Below are 21,897 nucleotides of genomic sequence, written 5' to 3'. Positions count from 1 at the left end.
GATGAGCAGCCCCAGCTCATCCCCGCCCTCCGGCCCTTTCCCCCACTTTTCCCGGTCGCGACTGCAGGAGGTGTCGGATGTCCGCGCTCAAGAACCCCAGCACCTGGAAGGTCCCGGTGCTCTTTGCGGCGGCGGCCCTCCTGGCGGTCACCGGAGTTCTGCTCCTAGTCGTCGATCCGGGACCTACCGCTCCGCGCGCCGATCGGCCTGCGCCCTCGGCCCCGCCGGCCGAGCCGTCCACCCCGGAGGCCGAGCCGACCAGACCTTCAGCTCCTGCCGCGCAGGACACCACGGCGCCGGACGAAGAACTGTCCGCCTCACAGGCCGTGCCGCCGAAGGCAGCAGAGACAGCGCGCAGCTTCGTCTCGGCGTGGGCCGCGCACGATGCGCGTCCAGGCCGTGACGCCTCCTTCAGCGACGCCGGCCGTCGCGCGGCGACCTACGCAACGGACGGCTTCGCCGACCGACTGCGTGACCCCGGAGACCGATCCGTCCGGCTGTGGCAGCAGTGGGTCACCGACAAGACCCACGTGACCTGCGCCATCGACCGCGTGGCAACACCCGACGGCGCCCCTGCTGCAACTGCGGCACGGGCCTACGTGCGGGTCCTCTACACCTGCACCACCCAATCGGCCGGCCAACAGCCCGCCCGCTCACACGAACAGATCGCGCTCGAACTGCACCACGTGCCCACGGGCGCCTGGCGGGTCGGCGCACTCGTCAACGCCTGAGGAGGCCGTGGTGAAGAAGATACTCATGAGCCTCGGGATCGCTTGGCTGTGCGTCTGCGCCGTCCTCATCGCCGCCGTGATGGCCGTCGCGACGAAGCTCGGCAGCGACACAGGCGACGGCATACAGAACGCCGGGTTCGGCGGTGGCATCTCCAAGGGCGCCAACGTCCCGGAATGGCTGAGGACGCTGATCGACAAGGCCATCAACGACTACGGATGCCCCGAAGTCACACCAGCCCTGCTTGCGGCGCAGCTGTACCAGGAGAGCAAATTCGACCCCAAGATCCAGTCCTTCAAGGAAGTGAACAAGAACGGCAAGATCGTGAAAGTACCGGTCGCCAGCGGCATCTCACAGTTCATCCCCGGGACGTGGAAGAGCCACGGCAAGGACGGCGACAACGACGGCGACAAGGACGTCCTCGACCCCGTCGATGCGGTTCCGGCCGCCGTCGACTACGACTGCGACATCGCCGACGAGGTCAGCGGCGTCCCCGGCGACAAGGCCGACAACATGCTGGCCGCCTACAACGCAGGGCCGTACGCGGTGCAGAAGCACAACGGCATTCCGCCCTATCCGGATACCCAGAACTACGTCAAGATCATTCGGAGTCTCGCCGAAAAGTGGACCGACGAGCTGACGGAAGGTGCCCCGGTCGCCGCCGGCAGCGGGCGCACCGGCCAAGTAGTGGCCGCGGCGCAGACGGCGCTGAAGACCTACTACCAGTGGGGCGGCAACTGCCGCAGGCCCTTCAGCCTCAAAGAGGGCAACGGCTGCGACTGCTCAAGCCTCATGAAAATGGCATGGGCCAGCGTCGGCGTGAACCTCCCCCGCACTACGTACGACCAGGTCAACAAGGGGACGCGAGTGCGCTCTACCGCCGATCTACAGCCCGGTGACCTGCTCTTCAGCCGCGGCAGCGCCTCCCGCCCCGAGCATGTCGCCATGTTCATCGGCAACGGTCAGGTCATCGACGCCCCCAAGACCGGGCTTCAGGTGCGGATCAAGCCTCTGTCGTACTGGGAATCCCAGATTCTGATCATGAAACGAGTGGGCTGACCAGTTCCGCAGGTTCCGATTTCCGCTTGTCTCTGTTGCGGACCGCGTTCTACTCCTGGACCGCGAGAGCGACCGGGCCAAGGCCCGCGAAGTGGTAGTTGAGCCAGCAGACCAGGACGGACAGGAGGGCCACGCGCCGCGCGGGCGGATACTGCTGGACCTGAGCCCATGCCTGCTCCGGCTCACCGTTCAGGCTGCTTTGCACGACGCCGGCCGCCAACAGCATCATCGGGTTGCCTGAGGCGTTGCCGACGGAGACGACCTGACCATCCGGCCGCGTGTCGCCAGCCAGCATCCGGCCCGCGACCTCGAAGGCGGCGCGCAGGACGGCCTCTTCACCTTTCAACAGGGCGAGGAGCTCGGCGGTGTTGGCCGCCCGGCCGGTGACCGGATCCAGAGCCGCCATGCGGCACAGCACCGGGACCGCGGCGCGCTGCGATGGCAGCACGGCGGCAGCATCGGCGGCCGCGGCCAGCTCGCTCGCCTGCGGGGCAGTCAGATCGGGCATGCCGGACAGCTTAGGTCCCAGCGCCCGCGGCCTGAAGCGAAGTCCCGGAGTTCGCCCCCAGGGGTGACGCCCTCCGCAGGCGGCATCTTCGTGGAGCCGGCCCGCTGCGGCCGGCTGCGGCCGAGATCAGAAAGTTCGGCCTGGCATGTCACACGGATCGCCAAAAACACACCTCTATAGGCATCCGCACGCACTCCCTTCCCCCCGGAGTTCCGACATGCCTTCTCGCCCCTTGTTCCCCGATGCTTCGTGCCCCGGAGCCGCCCGATGACCACGAACGATGTCATCGACCGTGTGATCGACTTCGGCCAGGAGCTGCCCGCGTACGGCGAGGCCGCCTATGAGTGGATATCCGGCAACGTGTGGCTCCTGTTCCTGGTGCCCGCGGTCTTCATAGCTTTCGCCCTGGTCATCTCCGTGGCGCGCCGACGCCTCGGCCTCGGCCCGCTGAAGGACCGGCAGGCCTTCGAGGTTCTGCCGACCACTGGCTTCGACCCCGTGCTCGAGGACGTTCTGCGCTTCGCCAAGCAGCTGGCTCAGGCCCAGCGCAGTGTCTCGCGCTGGGCGTTCACCCCGGTACGCGGGACTGCGGTCCGCGTGCGGCTGCTATCGCAGAACGGGCTGCTGACTATGCGCGTCGAGGGGCCGGCCCGGGCTGCAGAGGTCCTGCGCCACCAGGGCTACCGGCAGTGCGAGATGCGTGCCGTCGGTGCCGCGATGGCCGACGCCGAGCGCCCGGAGATCCGCCTTGGTGACGGCCTCGACACCGACACCCAAACCGCCCTTGCGGCATGACCCTCGAAGGAAGTCGTGATGAGTAAGAACTCGAAGTCCCCGAAGGGCTACGGACGCGGGCCGCGCAGGCCCAAGCCCCGCAAGGACAAGCCCACGCAGCACTTCGCCCGCGCCGAACTCGCCCTCGCGCTCCCCGACCACCTCGCCCTGCGAGAGGTGCCGCTCAAGCCCGACCCGCTGGAAGCGCTCGCCGCGGCCGTCGCCGACGTGCGCGAGGACCTGGGCGAACGGGCGGACATCGTCTTGGACCTGGTACCGATCTCACCCTCCAAGGTCGGCCGTCGCCGAAGCCGACTGCTGGCGCAGGCGCGCCGCAACCCGAGCAACATGCCCTCGATACCCGGCCTTCCCCAGCAGGGGGCGGGCGGCTCCGGCTTCGGTCAGCTCGCCTCCGTGGGCAGCCAGATCGCCGCGGAGCTGCGCGGCCAGCACGGCGGCGGCGGTCAGCGGCCGGTCCAGCGGCAGCGCATGCCGAACCACACCGACATCAAGGCGGCCATGGGCAAGTTCGGGCCGGGTGCGGATCCCGTTTTCGCTCTGCAGCTGCTGATCCGGACCTGCTCCTCCGACCCGTCGCGGCCGCGGATGCTGCTGGAACAGATCATGGCAACGCTCGAGGGCTGGGCCGGGGACAACCACCTGCGTCCGGTCGGGCTGAACCTGCTCGTGACGCGGCTTCGGGCGGACTCGAAACTGTACCGCCGCAGTTTCGACCGGCGATTCACCACCGGGGAGTTCTCCCCGCGCCGACCCAGCTGGGTGACCGGCGCCGAGCTCGCCGGGCTGCTCAAGCCGGCCACGAAGCACAACATGGCGGCGAACGTTGCCCGTTCCGGCGGCATGGTGCCCCCGCCGCCGACGAATCTGCCGACCTGGACCGGCCAGCCGGATCTGCTGCCCCTGGGGTGGGTGTCCAAGCCCGGTGGCGGCGAGCGCCTGGCGGGCCTGCCCTTGGCGTACCTCCTGTTCGGCCTCTTCCTTGGGAAGGCCGGCTACGGCAAGACCGAGATGAGCTTGATCCAGGCTATCGCGCTCGCTCACAACGGCCACGGAACCATGTTTCTGGATCCGCACGGTGACGGGTGGCAGCGGGCACGCCCGTATCTCGCGCACCCGCAGATCGCCCCGCGCATGTGGGAGATCGACCTGACCTCGCCGGACCTCGACGCCATGGTCGGCTCCTGGAACCCGCTGTCCATGGAGAACCGCGGGGAATCGGACATCCCCGACATCGTCAACGCGATCGTCACCGGTTTCACCAGCGCCCTCAACTGGTCCGACAGTGCCGGCCGAGCCAAGACCATCCTCACAAGGTCCGTCGAGACCCTCGCGCGTCTCTCCTGGATCCTCTCGCAGGCTGGCAAGCCGGAGCTGGCACCGACCATCTTCCAGATCCGCACCCTGCTCAACGACGAGGAATGGCGCGAGGCCATCGTGCCGTACCTGCCCAAAACGTTGCGCGACTTCTGGGTGCACACCTACCCGAAGTACTCGAACGAGGCGACTCCCGTCGTCACGAACATCATCGAGCGGCTCGACAGCTCCAACAGCCTGAAGGGCTTTCTGGGTTCGTCGCTGAGCACGTACGACATCCGGCGTGCGATGGACACCGGGAAGATCGTTTTCGTGTGCCCGTCGGGCACTGGTGACACCGACCGGATCGTCTCCTGCCTGCTGATCTACGACCTCTTCCGGGCCGGCCTCTCGCGGCGCACCCAGCCCGTGGCGGAACGCAAGGACTTCTACGTGTTCATCGACGAGCTCACCGCGGTGGACGGTGCGAGCAAGGGAACCCTCGCCGCGATCGCCGAGCAGCTTCGGAAGTACAAGGTCAAGCTGCTGGCGATGACGCAGATGTCGCAGCGTCTTTCGCCGACGACGCGGCAGGGGCTGATGCAGAACCTGTCGATCCTGTCGACGACGGCCAGCGACATCGACGAGGCGCAGCTGGTCACGCGCAGGTGGGGCAAGAAGGTCGAAGCCGACACGATCTCGCAGTTGCAGCGGTACCACTACGTCATGTCGGTCACCCTCGACGGCGGGCAGTCCAACCCCTTCCGGGTGCGCGGCGCGAGTGTCGAGGAACTGTACGGCGACTACCTGCGCGAGGACGACGTCGAGGGCCTGGACACGGCGGTGAACGAGAACCTGCGCAGGCGCCGGGTGCGGGACATCCTCGACGATCTCGGCAAGCTCGACACCCGCCTCCGGATGTTCCTGGCCACGCTCCCGCCCCCGCCGCCGGACGACGAGGACCCGGGCACGGGTCCGGATGAGCCGCCGGTCGACGACGCGGGGCCGGGGCCGTCGGGTGACACCCCTGACCCGCCCGCGGAGCAGGAGCCGGCCCCCGACAACGTCACTTTCCTCATCAAGAACAAGGGGTCACGAGTCGGATGAGCACCTTGACCGATCACGAGCCGCTGCACCGGCCGCAGCGGACCCGCAGCTTCCATGCCATCGCCAAAACGGCCCTCGACCTGCTCTACCAGCACCGCATCATGACCACGGGCCAGCTTCACCGGCTGCTCACCCCTGCCGCCCGCGGATCCTCCTACCTGCGCAGGCAGCTCGCAGATCTCGAAGAGAGCGGACTTGTCCAGCGTCTTCGGGCTCAGGGCCAGGCCGGCGGAGGTCACCATTTCAACAGGCCCTACGTGTGGTTCCTGACGGAGTCGGGCGCGGACGCCGTGGAACAGGCGACAGAGGTGTTCTCCCGCCGCTACCGGGTCACACCCGAATCGGCGGCCAGCACGCGGCAGGCTCACACTCTGGCCGTCAACGAGGTCGGGATCGCGTTCGTTGCGCACGCACACCGGCTTGGCCACGACTGCACACCGCTGTCGTGGACGCCGGAGGTCGCCCACCGTATCCGCGACGGGCAGCGCAGGTTCGAGGACGACCACGTCATCTCCGACGCCGTCCTGCACTACGTGCACGTCCACCGCCAGGCGCGCACGATGCTGAACCTGTTCATCGAGCTCGACCGGGCCACCATGACCACGGCCGAGCTCGCCAAGAAGGTGTCCGCGTACGGGCGGCTGTACGAGTTCGTTCCCCAGCACCCCGACCGTGCGAAGCGTTCCGCGGCATCGACCCGGTCTGCGTGGCAGCACACCTATCCGGCCTTCCCGCGCCTGCTGATCATCCTGGACGGCGTGCCCGGCCCCACCCTGGCCAAGCGACTCGCCGACCGCACCGAGGACCTGTACACGCTCACGCGGGTCGACCCACGCCTGGCCCGGATCGCCCGTCAGCTCTCGGTCGGAGTCACCACTCTCCAACAGCTGCGCGAGCGGGGGCCGTTCGCGCAGATCTTCACCCCGCTGCTGCGCGGGACGCCCGAAGAGCGGCATCCCCTGACCGACATGCTCCTTCGCCAACCGAGCTCCGCGGCGCCCGCTCGGCACCCGCCGGCTTCGCCCACACCCCGCTGACCTGCTACGCGACAACCCTCGGGGCCGGGCGCACCCCGCCTGACGACCGACCTGTGAAAGGAGGCTCCGCTGATGAGCATCGCTGTTGAAGAATCCCTGGCCCCCACACGCGCGACCGCGGGTCTGGCCAAGGCCCTGGAGAGTTCTGAGCAACTGCGCCAGCGGCGCTTCGAGCTGCTGCCGATGCGCGGCTCGGTCTACACCGACGTGCAGGGGCGTGGCCCCGGACCGAGCACCAGCCCCGAAGGCCTCGCCGACCTGATCACCTCGATCTCGGCCGTCGGGGTTCTCCACCCGGTCCTGGTGGAAGAGCTGCCCGGCCCGGAGGGCCGCGTCCAGCGGCGCCTGGTGATCGGCGAGCGCCGCTACCGGGCCTGCCGCTGGGGTGCGGTCAACCAGCCGGACAACCCCCGGTTCGAGAAGCTGCCCGCAGTCATCTGCCCCGGGCCGATCAGTGATGAGGACCGCCGCACGTGGCAGCTGGTGGAGAACCTGGCGCGGGAAGACCTCCAGCCCGGCGAGCTCGCCAACGCCCTGCTGCTCGAGCGCAGCGCGATCCTGCGCACCCAGCTCGACAACGCCGGCATCGAGGTGAGCGAGGACATCCAGCGGCTCGAAGACCCTGTCGCGCGTTTCGAGGCCCTGGAGAAGCTGCGCGGCAGCGACGCCAACCTGGCCGCCCCGTGGAATCTCGTGCTGCGCCGCCTCGGTCTGCAGATCACCTCGCGGCGTGCCCGTGAGGTGGTGGCCGCCTTCCGGACCCTGCCGCGCGAACTGTCCGCGGACATGGACCAGCACCAGGTCGCGCTGGCCGCGCGGACGAACTTGGCCCGTCTCAGCCGCGGCCGCCGTGAGGCCGCCTCCGAGCTGTGGCAGGCCGTCAAGCGGCTGGGGCGTACCGATTTGCTCTCGGCGGCCACCCGAGCACAGGCCACGAACCCGGAGATGCCGGCCGAGATCGCGGTCAGCACCGCGGTCACTGCCCACGAGCAGGCCAACGCGGAACGTGCCGCGACGCTGTCCCGCAGCACTGCCCCGGGGGAGGAAAACGGGAGCGAGGACTTCGCGGAGTCGGCCGACGGCGAGGCGCAGGAATCGGCTGTCTCCGACAGCGCCGAGGCCGCGTCCCCGAGCGGCCACGCCGGGCCGACCGGACCCCAGGGCTCTTCGCTGGGACTGGCCGCCTCGGACGGCGAGCAGTCCCTGCCAGCCGATGAGTGGGATGAGACGCCTGAACCTGTCGACCCGCCGGTACTCGCCGCTGCCCTGGAGGGGCTGCGCGGCCTCAACGCGCAGCTGGCCCAAGGCCGCAGCCTGCACCGATTCGATGCGGGCTCGCTCCGCATGCTCCTGACCGATCTCCAGCGCCACACCAGCGCCGGCGCTGAAAGGACCGTCGCATGACCGTCTCCCTGCCGATGCCCGGAATCGGGCAGCCCGCTCCCTCCGCTCCCGCACCCGCGTCCGGGTGCGACTGCAACAACTGCCCGTTCTTCATGGACAACCCTCGGGCCGTCGAACCCGTCTGCTCAGGCTGCACTTCCAGCTGCGAGTACTGCGGCTGCGCGCGCGCCGAGGACCCGGTCCCCGGCAGCGAGCCGGGCCTGGCCTGCACCCGCTGCCCCATCCGCTGCGGCACCCGGCCCGACCGGGATGCCTGGATGAAGGACATCGGCAACACCATGCACTTCACCGGCCTGTGCGTACCGGGCGCGCTCCCCGACCTGCCCCTGTTCACCCCCCAGGTCGACGGGCACGATGTGCGCACGCTCGACGCCCAGCTCAACTGGCCCGCCTACGCGCTCGGGCTGCGCCGGGTCATCAGCCCCAGGACCCACAAGCTGTTCCCGCGCTGGGAGGGCAAGACCGCCCGCCAGTTCCTGGACCTGCGGGGCGAGCAGAAGGCCATCCTCAGCGGGTACGCGGAGGACCCGCTCGTGGAGGCCTACTGGACTCGGCGTAAGGCCGACGGCTTCGCCGACATGCTCGCCGCCCAGGAGTGGGACCTCGTTCTCACGCCGAACGCCAGCATGTACTTCAACCAGCCCCGCGCCGAGAACCTGATCAACATGCGGCGCAACTTGATGCTCGCGCAGGAACTCTCAGCGGCCGGCGTCACCGCGGTCCCCAACATCTACTGGCTGCGGCTGGAGGACCTCGACCGCTACCTCGACTGGCTCGACGAGTCCCCCACGCTCCCGCCCGCCCTCGCCATGAATCTGCAGACCTTCCGCACCCAGGCCGACTGGGAGGAGATGGCGGTTCCCGGTCTGACCTACCTGGCCGCCACGCTCCCGCCGGACCTGCCCATGGTCCTCACCGGGGCGAGCCGGGCCGACCGCATCGCCACGCTCCAGGCGCTTTTCCCCGGGCGCCTCTACCTGATCAGCCAGAACCCGCTGCAGTACGCCCGTCACGGCGCGGTCATGACGGCGGAGGGACGCGTCGACACCCAGGCCCGCACCGAAGACCTGTTCACCGCCAACGTCCGCTTCTACGCCAGGCTCGCCGACGGGACGATCACCGCACGGAACGGGGCCTGATCATGGGCTCGGGCAGCAGGATCGACCACCAGCACCACCTCGTCGCCACCACCACGGCGGGGCTGACGATCGAGGCCCCGGCCGGTGGCGTCGACCTCATGCCCGAGCGTCAGCGTGACCTCATCGACCAGTGCCTGCAGCTCCAGACCCGCTGGGAGGAGAACAACGGCCAAGCCACGCTCGAGGAATCCATTGAGTACTGGGGCCTGCGTGACCGGCTTCGACACGAGCACGACCTGTGGAACGCGCCCGGCCTCATTGAGGACGTCGAGCGTGAGGACGCCGAAGAGCAGCAGAACCCAGGCTTTCCTCCCCGGGCCAGCGAGCCGCCGGCCAGTGGTCCCGTGCAGCGTGCCGCCGCGCAACTGGTTCTGGACGAGGTCCTGGAGGAGCACCAGACAGCAGCCGCCCTGGCGGTGCAGGCCCGCGACCGGTGGCCCAGTGAGCCGGAGATCAGCTTCGTAGAGGACTTCGAAGCATTCCGTGAGATCCACGATGCCGCCTGGAACCGAGAAGTCCGCGGTGAGGCAGCAGTGCCCTTCCTGCTCGAAGACGCCACAGGAGGCCTGGGGGCCCGCGAGGGAGGGCGCGGCTTCGGAGTGGAGATCGAGTTCGACACCGACGGCGACTATGACGACCGCGACGAGGCCATGCGCGCCATCGGCCGGGACCTGTACGAGGCCGGCCTGGCCCGCGACAGCCGCCAGCACGGCTACCACGCGCAGCAGAACGCGGGGTACACCGACGCCCCCAACGCGTGGCGCCTGGAGGACGACTGCACCGTCGCCGGCGAGATCGTCTCACCGATCCTCTACGACGAGCCGCAGACCTGGCAGAACCTGGCCACGGTCTGCGAGATCGTCCAGCGGCACGGGGGCGGCGCCAGCGAGCGGACCGGCGGGCACGTCCACGTCGGTCTGCACGACTACGACCACGACATCGCCAACCACCACCGGCTGATGCAGATGTACGGCGACTACGAGGACGTCCTGTTCCGGCTCGCGGCCAACCGGAACGCCCCGGACTCCGCACACCGCGGGACGGAGTGGTGCGAGCCCAACCGCGTCCCCTCAGCAGGCTTCCGCTCCCTGCCCGACGTCCGAAGCCGCGCACAACACGGCATGGCCGTCAACCTCACGGCGGCGCGCGGCGAACGCAGCGACCACGGCGAATTTCGACTGTGGGACGGCTCGGTCGATCCCGCCGTCATCCAGACGCAGGTCAATCTCTCCCTGGGCATGGTGGCCGCAGCCGTTCGAGGAGGCCCCTCACATTCCCGGCACAACGAGCCGATGTCGTTGGGGCGCCACCGCCAGGAATGGGGGCCCGACCAGCGGCTTTCCATCCCGGATCTGGAGACCAACTCCCTCAACTTCCGGCGGTTCACGGACGAGATCTTCAACCGCCGCAGCCAGATGGAGCAGGCCGCTGCGCTCTATGCCGTCACCCGCTGGCAACAGCCCGACTCAGCGGGCTGGTAGCGCCCACCGCGCAAGTCCGCACACCGCCCCGTCCGCCCAGAGCAACGAAAGGAGCCATCACGATGGGTTCCGGCAGCAGGATCGACCACCAGCACCACCTCGTAGCCACCACCGCGTCGAATGCCACCATCACGGCGTCAGACGAGGAAGCCCACCTATCCCAAGAGGCGATAGATGCTCTCCTTTCGGCGATGAATGGCAACGTGCCGGCACAGCGGGGCAGCTCCACGGAGGGGCACCTCGGCGTTGATGAGCGAGCGGTTCAGCGTGCTGCCGCCCAGCAGGTCCTGGACGAGGTCGCGGCCGAGCACCAGGCGGCCACCGCCTTTCAGGAACAGGCCCGGGAACAGTGGCCGGCGGACCGGCCGGTCAACTACACCGACGACTTCGACGCTTTTCAGCGTGACTTCGAAGCCGCCCGTGACCGTGCGGAACGCGGTGAACAGGTCATCCCGTACATGACGGAGAACGCCACCGGTGGTCTCGGCGCCCGCGAGGGCGGCCGTGGGTTCGGCGTCGAGATCGAGTTCGACATCCAGCCCGGCGTCGACCGACGTACGGCGCTCCGGAACATCGGCCGTGAGATGCACGAAGCGGGTCTGGCCCGCGACAGCCGCCAGCACGGGTACCACGCGCAGCAGCAGGCGGGGTACACCGACGCCCCCAACGCGTGGCGCCTGGAGGACGACTGCACCGTCGCGGGCGAGATCGTCTCACCGATCCTCTACGACGAGCCGCAGACCTGGAACAACCTGGCGCAGGTGTGCGAGATCGTCGAACGCAACGGCGGTCGCGCCTCGTTCGGTACAGGCGGTCATGTCCACGTGGGCATGCACGACTACGACCACGACGTCGCCAACCACACCCGGCTCATGCAGACCTACGCTCAGCATGAGGACGTCCTGTACCGGCTCGCCCAGAATCCGTCGTCCGAAGGCAACCGTCACCGCGGCACGCGCTGGTGCCGACCCAACCCCGTTCCGTCCCAGGGGTACACGGCCCTCTCGCAGGTCCAGTCGTACCACGGCATGGCCGTGAACCTGAGCGGGGCAATGCGCGGCGGGCAGAGCGCCCATGGTGAGTTCCGGCTGTGGGACGGCTCGCTCAGCCCCTCGGTGATCCAGACGCAGGTCAAGCTGTCCTTGGGCTTGGCAGCTGCAGCTGTCCGCCAGGACAGCGCCCCTGCCGGTTCACGCATGGCGTTGGGAAGCCACCGGGAGCAGCGCAGCCAAGCCGGTGTCGGACAGCGGCGCCGGCTCTCCGGTGACGATTGGCGCACGAACACCGCCGACTTCCGGCAGATGGTCGACTCGCTTTTCCAGCGCCCCGAGGATAAGGCGCAGGCAACCTCTCTGTTCCAGCAAACTCGCTGGCAGGGCCGCTAATCCATGGGAGATGTCATGACTTTCATCCGTACCCGCAACGCCTCGTCCGCCGCTACGCCGCTGGACCCGCCCACCAAGGAGGACGGGGGCAACTACGTCTTCGAGATGATCTACGACGGAGGGAGCTGGCGCGGCTACGCCGACACCCCGACCGAGCTCGTGGAAGGTCTGATTCCGGAGTACCCCGAACTGGTCAGCCCGAAGGAGAAGGCAGCAGCCCGCATCCGGCTCGCCCTGCGCCTTCAGGTCCAGATGCAGGCGGTGCTCGCGGCATCGGAGGAATTCGGGCAGTGCACACCCGAGCAGCAGCAGGCGATCCTCGCCCCGCGGGACACGCCGCCTGTGGTCAGCCGCTGGGACGCCCCGGTACCGCTCGTCCTGGTGACCACGTTCTACAAGCCGGCTGGTCGGCTGGCCCGGCCCGAGGGGCCGGATGGGGCGCTGGTCTGGATCGAGCCGGATGACGAATGGAGCCTGCTGGTCTCGCTCCACGAGGCCGGCGTGATCCAGGTGGCTGCTGCAGAGGGCGCGCTGCCGCCCAATGTCCGAGGGGAATGACCGTGGGTTCGGGAAGCCGTATAGATCACCAGCACCACAGCGTCGCGCCGACGCGCGGCACCGACACGCTCGTTGCCGAGGCCGCGCCGCTGACCATTGAGGAACGGGCAGAACGCGCCGAGGTTCGCATCATTGACACCAGTGCGGAGGATGCACCTCTTAATCAGTTCTATGTGACCAGCAGTGATGACCACATGGTGTTTCTGCCACGGCGTCCAGACGTCATTCTGGGCCAAGTGACTGACGAGCAGGACGCCCTGGTCCAAGTAGGCGGCAACATCGAAAGTCATCACGTCTACGGTGACGTCCGAGTCACCCGTGGCCCCTCCGGCCAGCCGGAGGTGACGTCAGAGGATCTTCAGTGCTTGTGCCCCGACTTGCACGACGGCGGTGACGCCAGCACGTGCGACCGTCGGGCTGCGATGGCCAACCTGATTCAGGAAACGCTCAGCTCCCATGGCCATACGGCAGTCGACCGGGCGGCGGCCCAGGAAGTTCTCAACGAGGTCGCCGCCGAGCATGCCGCCTCAATCGCAGCACAGGACCAAGCACGTGCCGAAAGAGCGTCGCAACCCGCGGTGCGCTCCTACTCGGACGACATGGACGCCTTCCAGGAGGCGTACGACCAGGCCCGGGCGCGCAGGAACGCGGGCGAAGCGCTGGTGCCGTACATGACGGAGAACGCCACCGGGGGCCTCGGCGCGCGCGAAGGCGGGCGTGCTTTCGGTGTCGAGATCGAGTTCGACTACCCCCCGTCGATGCCGCAGTCCGAGCGGCAGGCAGCTAACCAGCGGATCGCTCGCGACCTTCACGCCGCCGGCATCGCACCAGACCCGTACATGCACGGCTGGCACGCCTCGGCGCGCGAGGGGTATACCGACGCCCCGAATGCCTGGCGCCTGGAGAGGGACGGGACCGTCGCGGGTGAGATTGTCTCGCCGATCCTGTACGACGAGCCGCAGACCTGGAACAACCTGGCGCAGGTGTGCGAGATCGTCCAGCGCAACGGAGGTATCGCCAGCGCGCGAACTGGTGGTCACGTCCATGTGGCCGTTCCTGACTACGACCACACCGTCGCCAACCACAATCAGCTGATCAACACCGTGGCCGGGTACGAGGACGTCATATACCGAGTCGCCCAGAATCCGGGAGCCGACCGGCATCGTGGCCTGGAGTGGTGCACCCCGAACAGCGAGCCATCACGCCCATACACCTCGGTCTCGTCCGTGCAGAGCTACAACAACAGCCACCACATCGGGCTGAACTTCCAGTCCGTCAGCGGGCGGGAGAGCGATCATGCCGAGTTCCGGATGTGGGACGGCTCGTTGGACCCCGGAACCATCCAGGCGCAGGTCAACGTGTCGCTCGGCCTGACGAACGCGGCTTTGCGAGAGGCCGGAACTACCCCTGCGCCGCCCCCTCAGCGTGTCGGGCATCACCGCCGGGCCCGGGCCGCAGCCGGCCAGCGTGGTCCGCTGACCGGCGAGGCGTGGACCAACACCACGCGCTCGTTCCGCAGCATGGTGGACAGGATCTTCAGCCGGGAGGAGAACCGGGCGCAGGTCGCCGCGCTGTTCGCCGGCACCCGCTGGCACGACGGGCGTTGAACTCCGACAGGGCGAGGGACAGGAAGAATAGGGGCCGGGCACCGCATGATGCGGTGCCCGGCCCCTATTTCGGGATCGCTGGTTCACTTGCTGGGTGAGAGCCACAGCGTCGGCGGAACGGACCGCGAGCGCTGGGGCTCACGGAGCGTCCGGTGGCCGCACACCTCCTCGTCTGCCGCCTGGTCCTTGATGCTGAAGCCCCGGTATGCGACGAGGTGAGCCAGCCGGTCGTCCTTGGCACGCGCCGTGGCGGTGAACTGACGGTCGCCCGCGAGAACCGGCGCGCCCTTGGAGTAGTCCACCATCATCAGCGTTCCCTCCGGCACCATCAGGATCGTCGCGATGGTGACGTCCGCTGCCCGAGCGGCCTTGCGGAACCATCCCGGGTTGGACGCCCAGTACAGGTTCCCGTCCGTGTCGACAGCGATGGAGAGCGGGCTCACCGCTGTACGTGCCAGCATGACGAGCTGCGGCCAGCGCCGGTCGGTCCACGCCAGCGCGGCTCGGCCCACAGTGGCCTTCAGGACGTCAAGGGTGGGCAGGATGACCCCGCCCGCCTGGTCGAGTGCCTGGTACAGGACCTCGGTGTCAGTGTCACCGGTCGGCCGCTGGAGATCGAACTCCGCCCTGAGCGGCCACGCGTCAACGTCTCCGTTGTGCGTGCCAATGAGCTGACCGACCTGGAGCGGGCTGGAGTTGACCAGCGTGGTCCCACCCTGCGTCTTCCATCGGGTGTGCCCGAGAGCGACGGGTGCCGCGTCGAGGGCGCTCCTGTACGTGGGCTTCCACACGTCACGGAACCGGCCCGGTCCCTTGATGATGCGCCAGCCGCCCGCCGTCACGTCGCGCCGGTTGGTGACCGGGCGCCGGTCGAGCTTCTTGGTCGCGGAGGTGGCGATTGCCAGCCCCGCTGAGTCCTTACCCCGCTCTTCGGCCAACTGGCCGAGGGCAACGCACATGATGGTTGCGCGAGTGGGGTCACAGGTCTGGTTGCGGATAACTCCGAACAGACCGCACATGGTTGTTCCTTACTTCGCCTCGGACGCCCAGAAGGGGCCCGGGTGTACTGCTCAAGCCGTCAGGCCGCGCGGCACGCGGCCTGACGGGTGTTTCGTGATGAGTTGTGCCATCCGCCGCCCGGTATTGGGGTTCATGCGGTGGCGATGCGGACTACCAGGAGTACCCGTACTGGGATTCCGCCTTGACGAAGTCCCCGCCGGGAATCTCCTCGGAGTCGATGAACCAGCGGCGGGACGACTTGCCCGCGAGGTAGACGTACGCCTCGACCGTGCTGCCGTCGTCAAGAGTGACCGTACGAACCTCGCGGTCGTACATGTTGGTGCATCCCTCACCGTGGTAGCCCTCAAGGCGGTCGAGATTACGGAGCACTCCGGGCCACAGCTCGGTGTCGACGTCCATGACCTCACCTACGACGATCCGGTCCTCACGCTGAACAGCGAAGGGGACTCCGCGACCGAAGAGGGTGTAGCCGTTCAGGATCGCCGGGCGCTCCTGAACCGTGGTGCCCTTGAGGATGCCAAAGTAGTTGCCCTGTCCGGCACGGAGCGTGCCGTAGACGAAAACGGGCTTCTGGTCAGTGGTGAACAAGTCGTCCGCCACCTTTCTGCTTAATGCTCGCCGGTCACGTTCTCCGGCGCCGATGACGCAACTCTACAGCATCATTTCCAATTAAGCAACTATCAGATTCAAAGCGTCCACCTCCCGCCCGCCCCACCTCCCCCCGAGTCGACCGGGGCGGCGAACGCCAGGCGGTCGCGACCCTCCCGACCCCACGGGCCGCCCGCCGGGACACCTAGACGCCGACCGAGGGGCCACGGCCGGTACAAGCGAGACACATCGGCGTACGATATTGCTTAAATGGTTTTATTGACGTACTCTTGAGGTGTCGGTGGGCGTGGCCCATCGTCCACACGCCACCTCGAAGGAGCCGCTTCGTGCGGCTCAGCCTCCCCCGGCCCCTCCCAGCGCGGCGGAGGCTCCGGGCCCGGGCGTGCCCTTGCCGCCCGGGCCCGTCATTCCTTCCAATAGGCCGTCTTTTAAATGGAGTTGACTATGCCGTTCATCATGAGGACGCGCTCTCTCGCTCAGCTCGACCAAGCAGCGCTCCGCGCGGCTGGCCAGCGGGCCGAAAGCGGTACCGCAGGCTGCGTCGGTGCAGCGTCTACAGCTCCGTACGCTGTCTTCGCCACCACCGACTGCGCACGGCGCATGCTGCGCCGCGTGCTCTGCCTCAAGCGCTGGGTTGCCATCTCCTGCCAGGCCGATGAAGTGCACCCCGTGGCCGAGGGGGCGATCTGCCATGCCCTACGGCTGCGGATATCGGGCGGGGACTCTCCCCGCGAGTTCCTCGCCGCGTACGACGAGGACCGGCGCTTCGCCCTCAGTCCCGTCGCTCCATGTCCGCACTGCGCGGCGCAGGTCCCCACGGTGTGCGTCACCAGTCTCGCCGACTACGGCGACTGGCTGCACAACACCCGTGAACTTGCCGAGTCCCCGCTCTACCGCACGTCGCCCGCCCACCGAGACGACTGCCCGATCCCGCACCAACTGCCCGGCACGCTCCCGTGCAGCTAGCCAGAACCCGCGCCCCCGCGTATCCGACCAGATCGAAATAGCACCGATGCCCTCCCAGACCCCCCAGTCCCAGCCGAGCGCCCAGCCCCCGCAGGCCAAACCGCGCATCACCGTCGTGTCAGTTCCGACTCCCCGCCGGCTCACCGAGAAGGAACAGATCTTCCACGACGGGCTCACCGAGCACCTGCTGTGGGCACTGCCGGTAGCGATGCTCGAGTTGCACCGCAGGCCTGAATACGCACTGGAGCAGCATCGAGAGTCCGCCGCCAAAGCGATCGGCAGCCGCGGCGACGCCATCCAGTTCCCGACCAAGAAGCACACCGCGCAGGCCGGCCAGCAACTCGACATCGGCCTCGCCTACCTGGCGCTGATGTCGCCGGACGGCGTCACCAAGTTCGGGGTGCACGCGTGTGCCGCACCTCACGACAACTGCCCGGCCGATGCCCGGGACTCCCACCAGCCGGAAAGCACGACATGAGCGACACCACGACCACCGAGAAGACCCGTACGAACACCCAGAAGCCGCGCCGACTCCTTACTCAGAACAGCCAGCTGCGGGCAGAAGGGATCTTCAACTTTTCACTTCCCGCCTGGGCAGGACGATTCGCGGACGGATCGACGTACAACGCCTGCCCTGAGGCCGGGGCGTGCGCCAAGCTGTGCTACGCCCGAGTTGGAACGTATCGTTTTCCGGTGGTACTGGCCGCACATGAGCGCAATATGTGGATGACGATGCACGCACTTGCCGACTGGGAAGCACAGATGGCCGAGGAAATCCGCCATAAGCGATTCCGAGGCAAATGGATCAGGCTTCACGATTCCGGAGATTTCCATTCAGACGAATACCTTGAGGCGTGGCTGCGCATTATGCGCGACGCACCGGAAGACACCTGGTTCTACTGCTACACGAAATCCGTTTCCATGTTTCGCAGGCTGGTCGAGCCGAATCCACCCAAGAACTTCCTCTGGTGCTACAGCCTGGGCGGGATGGAAGACCATCTACTCGTCCTCGAAGGCGACCGTCCGGACCGTCATGCCGAAGTGTTCCCCAGTGCCGAGGAGGTAGAGGCGGCGGGCTACACCGACCAGACGGAGTCCGATCTACTGTCGGTCCTGAGCGAGTCGCCAAAGGTCGGAATTCCAGCAAATCGGATCCCGGCGCTGCTCAAGCGGCAGGGCAGCGAGACCTTCGGCAGCTTGCAGCGGGCGCTGGACAAGAAGATCGCCGAAAAGCGGAAGCGGGCCGCCGCGCGCGCCCTCCATCTCGCTTCCTGACTGACGCGCGACGCCGTCGGCAGCGGGTCGGCATTTCGTAGTAGGCGAACTCCTGGGGCGGGCCCGGGGAGCACAGGCTCCCCGGGCCCGCCCGCGCGCCGTCCCGTCTGAGCCGGAGCCGCTCTCGACGCGCACACCACGAATTGCTTAATCGCACGAATCGCTGTACGTTGTGAGCCTGGTTTCTACCTGCGCCCTTCCGTCCCACGCGGAAGCACAGGAAGGGGCCGCTGGCCACGTACAACAGCATCACCCCGCTGGCGCATCACCGCGCCCTGCAGGAAACGATCAGGCCACGCAGGCCCTGGAGCAGATGATGATCCCCGCAAACTCAACCATCAAGCAGACCACTCTCGAGAAGATCGCGAAGCGGTACAAGGTGGGTTACTCGACCGCCGCGTCCTGGCCGGACGAGCCGGCCTTCCCGTCCCCCGTCGACCAGGGGTGGGGCAGGACCCAGCTGTACGACGAGGCGGCCGTCGATGAGTGGGTCTGGGAGAACAGGCCGGAGGCCTGGGTCAGGGCCCACCCCAAGCAGAAGGACAAGTTGTCGCTGCCTGCCGGCGCCCCGAAGGACCTCATGCCTCTCCAGCGGATCGGAGAGCTCGAAGGCCGTTTCCTCTCCCGCGAGGCCACGCCCGTTGCGACCCTGCGCACCTACGTCTCCCGGGGCGTCCTCGCATGGCCCGATCGGCGTGCCGGCGACGGGGGCCAGCCCAAGGTCGAGCAGGACATGTGGTTCCGTGAGACGGCATACGCCTACATCACCCGCCCGCGCAGCATCTGGCGGAAGGTTCAGAAGGGTGATGGTGAGCTGCGGGAGCCGAGCGCGTTCCTGACCCAGTACTTCGAGAAGAACCCGGGCCTGCTCACCCTCGAGAAGATCGCCGAACTTGACGGGAAGGAACACGGTCGCGAGCCGACCGCAATGACTACGCTCAAGAGCTACATCTCTCAGGGCAAGCTGGCACGTCCCGACCGCAAGCCGCGGGACGGCAAAACACCTGCGGTCGACGAGCGGATGTGGGAGCCGGCGAGTGTCCTGCCCTTCTTCTGCCGGCCGGCCAGCCGGCGCCGCAAGGTGCAGCCCCGAGAGGACCAAGCTGCATCTGTGGAGCCGAGCGCGTTCCTGACGCAGTACTTCGAGGAGAACCCGGGCCTGCTCACCCTCGAGAAGATCGCCGAGCTCGACGGCCGGGAACAGGGCCGCAAGCAGCCGACGGCGGAGTCCTCCCTGAAGGTCTATATCTCGCAGGGCAAACTGGCGCGCGCCGACCGGCTACCCAACGACGGTAAGACGCCCGCGGTAGTCGAGCCCATGTGGACGCCGGCCGCCGCCCTGCCGTTCCTCGCGACACCGCGCCAGGCCTCCCGGGGGAAGAAGGATGCCGCGATGCCCGCCGACGGTGAGCTGCGGGAGCCGAGCGCGTCCCTGCAGCGGTACTTCGCAAAGCACCCGGGCCTGCTCAGTCTGGAGACGATCGCCGAGCTCGATGGTCGCGAACTTGGCCGCAAGCCGACGGCGCTGACGACGCTGAGGTCGTACATCTCCCAGGGGAAGCTGGCGCGCGCCGACCGGCTGCCCAACGACGGTAAGACGCCCGCGGTCGATGAGCCCATGTGGACGCCGACCGCCGCCCTGCCGTACCTGCTGCGCCCTGTCGGCCGCGGTGGTGCTGCAGCGAAGAAGACAGCCGCAGACGGCGACCCGCAGGGTGCCGGCCAGTAGGTTTGCGACCACCCGCCCCAACCTTCAAGGACATCCATGACAAGCAGCCGCATCGACCAAGCGGGAATCAGTGCCCGGTATGGCGTTACGTCCAAGGACGTCACCGCCTGGATCAAGCTGGTCAACTTTCCGGCTGCGGATGACCGTGGACTGCGGGACGTCGCCCGAGTCGACTCCTGGGTGCAGGCCATGCGGCCGCAGTACTGGCCGCCCAAGCCCGAGGCCGAGGCTTCCAGTGCCCAGGGTTCAGCGCCGGACAAGCCGACGAAGGCCGCCGCCGCTGCACCTGCGGCGGCGCCTGTACTGGTCACCGAGACTCGGGCTGAGATGGCCAAGCGCTTCCGCGTGAGCTACAACACCGCGAGCGAGTGGACGAAGGCCGCGGTGCGGCGAAACACGGATGGCGACGTCGTGGTGAAGGCCTTCCCCGCGCCCGAGCCGGACGGGCGGTGGGACACGAATGCCGTGGACGCATGGGTGCGCTCATTCAGGCCCCGCGTATGGGCGTCCTACTCCGGTGGCGAGCCTCAATTCGCAAAGCCCCTTCCTGAAGGACATCCGAAGGACCTGCTGGATATCGGCGAATACGGCGTCATCCGCGGCAACGCGTTGAGCGGCAAGCCAGCATTGCGGAGCACGATGCAAACCTATTTGCTGCGAAATCAGATTGCGCAACCGGACCGCGTTCCGAAGGACCGAAAGCGCCCCGAGGTATTCGAGCCGATGTGGTTCCGCGAGACGATCTACCGGGAGATCCGCCGGCGCCTCACGCGGGGCATGTCGGAGGTAGACGAATCCTCTGCGAAGGATTAACGGGCAACTTCTGAGTTCCTCACGCGATTACCTCCTTGGGCGGCGAAGTCCGGCTGCACCCAAGATTAGTAGGCGCCCCGGCCGGGATGCTGAATCTTGGGTGCAGCGGAATTGGCGATCTTCTGGGCTGTCGTCCGCTACGCGGGCACCTGAGTAGAGCGCGCCCGCGGCGAGCCGGGGTGCGGCGTCGGGTCGGCTGCACAGGTCGGACGTTGGGGATGTCGCCCGACCCAGGACTTCAGTACGTCCCGCAATGCCGCACCTGGCGTGTTCCGAGTCCCTCCTGCCGGCCCTCCCTGACAGCTGTTGAGGAGATCCGCCTGGCCCTGACGGAAGTCGGCGTCCCGCACAGCTTCGCGCGCAGGGCCACCCCTGGGAGCTGACCTGACCAAGAATTGGACCACCGTCATAAATATATTGCTTAATTGATGCTATGCGTGTAGCTTTGGGTTCCGGGTAAGATTCTTCCACCCGCCAATGGAAACCGCCGAAGTCGCACCGACCGACAGCCTCCGAGCCGGACTATCCGGCAACGAAAGCTGTCGGGCGCTGCCCCCATCACCAAGGAGATCCGTGATGCAGACGGAGTCTCACCCGCCCGAAGCCGAAGCACTGGAGTTCCTGGAGCTCCTCGAAGGCGCCCCCTTCGCCGCGCCGTACACGAGCCAGGTCATCGACTGGCTCATCCGGGACAGTTCACCGCCTCCAGAGGAATCCGCCGCGTCCCCGGCTGGGCGGGCTGTCGCCACACTGCGGCGCTACGGCGACGGTCACGATCTGGGAGCCGGCGAAAATCGCTCAGCGCGTGCGGGACGTCTCGCATGCGATGGCCCTGGCGCAGGCCGATCACTACGCGGCAGCCCCAGGAAGCCCATCCGCCTACAGCGCCAGCCGTACCGTTCGCGGACGGGACCTTCGCAAGCTCTGCGTTGTCGTTGGCTGCGGCCGGAGTTTGGCAGGCCTCGGACGCTCGGTTGTGATCGTCGACCACGCTTGCGACCCCATCGCCTTCCGCCCCCTCAACGCCGTGGGCGCCACCAGGCACCGGCCCGCCCGCAAGGGCGCCAAGAACGGCGAGAGGCTCGGGCGAGAGGTGCTGGCGGTACTGGCTCCGCACGTCCGCCTTGCTGACCGGCGATCCTTCGAGGGGAGCGGGGTCTGGGTCGAAGCGCGGCGTGATGCAGTCGAAGTCGGATGGTGGTCACCGGACATGACAGCCGAAACCACACCTGGCCTTCTCGGCCCCTGGATCACGGGCGGGGTGCGTTCTCTGTGCGCCACGCTCCTTCGCGGTGAAGGTCTGGCCATCTCGCAGGACGACACAGCACTGCTCGTCTCACGTTGAGCCGGAGTCGCCTTCCTGGACGGAACGACCCGCACACT

20 protein-coding genes are annotated in these 21,897 nt (G+C 67.8%); 17 read left to right on the top strand and 3 right to left on the bottom strand.

Translation table 11 applies throughout. The features are described 5' to 3' along the window. The first annotated feature begins 77 nt into the window (after window positions 1-77). Both ABT170_RS33775 and ABT170_RS33770 read left to right on the top strand, forming a co-directional pair. Window positions 78-731 (top strand): hypothetical protein, encoded by a 654-nt coding sequence (locus tag ABT170_RS33775; protein ID WP_351873872.1) that lies wholly within the window; start codon window positions 78-80, stop codon window positions 729-731. Window positions 732-741: 10 nt separating this feature from the next. After that, window positions 742-1,788, top strand: a complete 1,047-nt coding sequence (locus ABT170_RS33770; RefSeq protein WP_351873869.1) for a C40 family peptidase — start codon at window positions 742-744, stop codon at window positions 1,786-1,788. Between the two features lie 49 nt (window positions 1,789-1,837). Here the strand turns inward: ABT170_RS33770 and ABT170_RS33765 are convergent, their stop codons facing one another. Further along, complete coding sequence (locus ABT170_RS33765; RefSeq protein ID WP_351873867.1) at window positions 1,838-2,296, bottom strand: hypothetical protein; 459 nt, start codon at window positions 2,294-2,296, stop codon at window positions 1,838-1,840. A 267-nt stretch (window positions 2,297-2,563) separates the two neighbouring features. Here ABT170_RS33765 and ABT170_RS33760 point away from each other — a divergent pair, with 267 nt between their 5' ends. The 9 genes from ABT170_RS33760 to ABT170_RS33720 all read left to right on the top strand — a co-directional run bounded on the left by ABT170_RS33760 (window position 2,564) and on the right by ABT170_RS33720 (window position 14,102). Beyond that, window positions 2,564-3,091 carry a hypothetical protein gene (locus tag ABT170_RS33760; RefSeq protein WP_351873864.1) on the top strand — a complete coding sequence of 176 codons (528 nt, stop codon included), beginning with the start codon at window positions 2,564-2,566 and terminating at the stop codon, window positions 3,089-3,091. Between the two features lie 18 nt (window positions 3,092-3,109). Next, entirely contained in the window at window positions 3,110-5,491 is a 2,382-nt protein-coding gene (locus tag ABT170_RS33755; RefSeq protein WP_351873861.1) for a type IV secretory system conjugative DNA transfer family protein, read from the top strand. Next, a complete protein-coding gene (locus ABT170_RS33750) occupies window positions 5,488-6,528 on the top strand; it encodes a replication-relaxation family protein (protein ID WP_351873858.1) in 1,041 nt (346 codons plus the stop codon). The genes ABT170_RS33755 and ABT170_RS33750 overlap by 4 nt, the downstream gene beginning before the upstream one ends. 72 nt (window positions 6,529-6,600) lie before the next feature. Beyond that, complete coding sequence (locus ABT170_RS33745) at window positions 6,601-7,932, top strand: ParB/RepB/Spo0J family partition protein (RefSeq protein WP_351873855.1); 1,332 nt, start codon at window positions 6,601-6,603, stop codon at window positions 7,930-7,932. Beyond that, the gene (locus tag ABT170_RS33740) at window positions 7,929-9,071 is read left to right on the top strand and encodes a DUF4417 domain-containing protein (protein ID WP_351873853.1); all 1,143 of its coding nucleotides are present in this window, start codon (window positions 7,929-7,931) and stop codon (window positions 9,069-9,071) included. The genes ABT170_RS33745 and ABT170_RS33740 overlap by 4 nt, the downstream gene beginning before the upstream one ends. Before the next feature lie 2 nt (window positions 9,072-9,073). Continuing rightward, window positions 9,074-10,552 (top strand): hypothetical protein, encoded by a 1,479-nt coding sequence (locus tag ABT170_RS33735; protein WP_351873851.1) that lies wholly within the window; start codon window positions 9,074-9,076, stop codon window positions 10,550-10,552. A 62-nt stretch (window positions 10,553-10,614) separates the two neighbouring features. Beyond that, window positions 10,615-11,937 (top strand): amidoligase family protein, encoded by a 1,323-nt coding sequence (locus ABT170_RS33730; protein ID WP_351873848.1) that lies wholly within the window; start codon window positions 10,615-10,617, stop codon window positions 11,935-11,937. 15 nt (window positions 11,938-11,952) lie between these two features. After that, window positions 11,953-12,495: a hypothetical protein gene (locus ABT170_RS33725; protein ID WP_266815788.1), complete on the top strand. Its 543-nt coding sequence runs from the start codon at window positions 11,953-11,955 to the stop codon at window positions 12,493-12,495. Then, the gene (locus ABT170_RS33720; RefSeq protein WP_351873845.1) at window positions 12,492-14,102 is read left to right on the top strand and encodes an amidoligase family protein; all 1,611 of its coding nucleotides are present in this window, start codon (window positions 12,492-12,494) and stop codon (window positions 14,100-14,102) included. The genes ABT170_RS33725 and ABT170_RS33720 overlap by 4 nt, the downstream gene beginning before the upstream one ends. Before the next feature lie 83 nt (window positions 14,103-14,185). On the opposite strand, the gene ABT170_RS33715 is transcribed toward ABT170_RS33720, so the two are convergent. After that, window positions 14,186-15,121: a class II glutamine amidotransferase gene (locus ABT170_RS33715; RefSeq protein WP_266815786.1), complete on the bottom strand. Its 936-nt coding sequence runs from the start codon at window positions 15,119-15,121 to the stop codon at window positions 14,186-14,188. A gap of 151 nt (window positions 15,122-15,272) precedes the next feature. Further along, window positions 15,273-15,710, bottom strand: a complete 438-nt coding sequence (locus ABT170_RS33710; protein WP_266815785.1) for a gamma-glutamylcyclotransferase family protein — start codon at window positions 15,708-15,710, stop codon at window positions 15,273-15,275. A gap of 633 nt (window positions 15,711-16,343) precedes the next feature. Between ABT170_RS33710 and ABT170_RS33705 the strand changes: the two genes are divergently transcribed. From ABT170_RS33705 to ABT170_RS33680, 6 genes are all read left to right on the top strand, one after another. Further along, window positions 16,344-16,697 carry a hypothetical protein gene (locus ABT170_RS33705; RefSeq protein WP_351873841.1) on the top strand — a complete coding sequence of 118 codons (354 nt, stop codon included), beginning with the start codon at window positions 16,344-16,346 and terminating at the stop codon, window positions 16,695-16,697. 46 nt (window positions 16,698-16,743) lie between these two features. Then, window positions 16,744-17,175: a hypothetical protein gene (locus tag ABT170_RS33700; protein WP_351873838.1), complete on the top strand. Its 432-nt coding sequence runs from the start codon at window positions 16,744-16,746 to the stop codon at window positions 17,173-17,175. Continuing rightward, window positions 17,172-17,972: a GP88 family protein gene (locus tag ABT170_RS33695; RefSeq protein WP_351873835.1), complete on the top strand. Its 801-nt coding sequence runs from the start codon at window positions 17,172-17,174 to the stop codon at window positions 17,970-17,972. Before ABT170_RS33700 ends, ABT170_RS33695 begins: the two co-directional genes overlap by 4 nt. Before the next feature lie 313 nt (window positions 17,973-18,285). Then, window positions 18,286-19,701 carry a hypothetical protein gene (locus tag ABT170_RS33690; protein ID WP_351873833.1) on the top strand — a complete coding sequence of 472 codons (1,416 nt, stop codon included), beginning with the start codon at window positions 18,286-18,288 and terminating at the stop codon, window positions 19,699-19,701. A 36-nt stretch (window positions 19,702-19,737) separates the two neighbouring features. After that, a complete protein-coding gene (locus ABT170_RS33685; protein ID WP_351873830.1) occupies window positions 19,738-20,514 on the top strand; it encodes a hypothetical protein in 777 nt (258 codons plus the stop codon). 976 nt (window positions 20,515-21,490) lie between these two features. Further along, entirely contained in the window at window positions 21,491-21,859 is a 369-nt protein-coding gene (locus tag ABT170_RS33680; RefSeq protein ID WP_351873827.1) for a hypothetical protein, read from the top strand. Window positions 21,860-21,897: the final 38 nt, after the last annotated feature.

The organism is Streptomyces sp. NPDC001787 (genome assembly GCF_040297465.1).
Lineage (GTDB): Bacteria > Actinomycetota > Actinomycetes > Streptomycetales > Streptomycetaceae > Streptomyces.
This window is presented reverse-complemented; position numbering and strand designations above follow the sequence as displayed.

Bases quoted from the DNA above. Each gene is read 5' to 3' on its own strand.
- ABT170_RS33740 (WP_351873853.1), top strand. From the start codon at position 7,929: ATGACCGTCTCCCTGCCGATGCCCGGAATCGGGCAGCCCGCTCCCTCC.
- ABT170_RS33720 (WP_351873845.1), top strand. From the start codon at position 12,492: ATGACCGTGGGTTCGGGAAGCCGTATAGATCACCAGCACCACAGCGTC.
- ABT170_RS33775 (WP_351873872.1), top strand. From the start codon at position 78: ATGTCCGCGCTCAAGAACCCCAGCACCTGGAAGGTCCCGGTGCTCTTT.
- ABT170_RS33685 (WP_351873830.1), top strand. From the start codon at position 19,738: ATGACAAGCAGCCGCATCGACCAAGCGGGAATCAGTGCCCGGTATGGC.
- ABT170_RS33765 (WP_351873867.1), bottom strand. From the start codon at position 2,296: ATGCCCGATCTGACTGCCCCGCAGGCGAGCGAGCTGGCCGCGGCCGCC.
- ABT170_RS33750 (WP_351873858.1), top strand. From the start codon at position 5,488: ATGAGCACCTTGACCGATCACGAGCCGCTGCACCGGCCGCAGCGGACC.
- ABT170_RS33690 (WP_351873833.1), top strand. From the start codon at position 18,286: ATGATGATCCCCGCAAACTCAACCATCAAGCAGACCACTCTCGAGAAG.
- ABT170_RS33725 (WP_266815788.1), top strand. From the start codon at position 11,953: ATGACTTTCATCCGTACCCGCAACGCCTCGTCCGCCGCTACGCCGCTG.
- ABT170_RS33730 (WP_351873848.1), top strand. From the start codon at position 10,615: ATGGGTTCCGGCAGCAGGATCGACCACCAGCACCACCTCGTAGCCACC.
- ABT170_RS33745 (WP_351873855.1), top strand. From the start codon at position 6,601: ATGAGCATCGCTGTTGAAGAATCCCTGGCCCCCACACGCGCGACCGCG.
- ABT170_RS33735 (WP_351873851.1), top strand. From the start codon at position 9,074: ATGGGCTCGGGCAGCAGGATCGACCACCAGCACCACCTCGTCGCCACC.
- ABT170_RS33715 (WP_266815786.1), bottom strand. From the start codon at position 15,121: ATGTGCGGTCTGTTCGGAGTTATCCGCAACCAGACCTGTGACCCCACT.
- ABT170_RS33700 (WP_351873838.1), top strand. From the start codon at position 16,744: ATGCCCTCCCAGACCCCCCAGTCCCAGCCGAGCGCCCAGCCCCCGCAG.
- ABT170_RS33695 (WP_351873835.1), top strand. From the start codon at position 17,172: ATGAGCGACACCACGACCACCGAGAAGACCCGTACGAACACCCAGAAG.
- ABT170_RS33755 (WP_351873861.1), top strand. From the start codon at position 3,110: ATGAGTAAGAACTCGAAGTCCCCGAAGGGCTACGGACGCGGGCCGCGC.
- ABT170_RS33760 (WP_351873864.1), top strand. From the start codon at position 2,564: ATGACCACGAACGATGTCATCGACCGTGTGATCGACTTCGGCCAGGAG.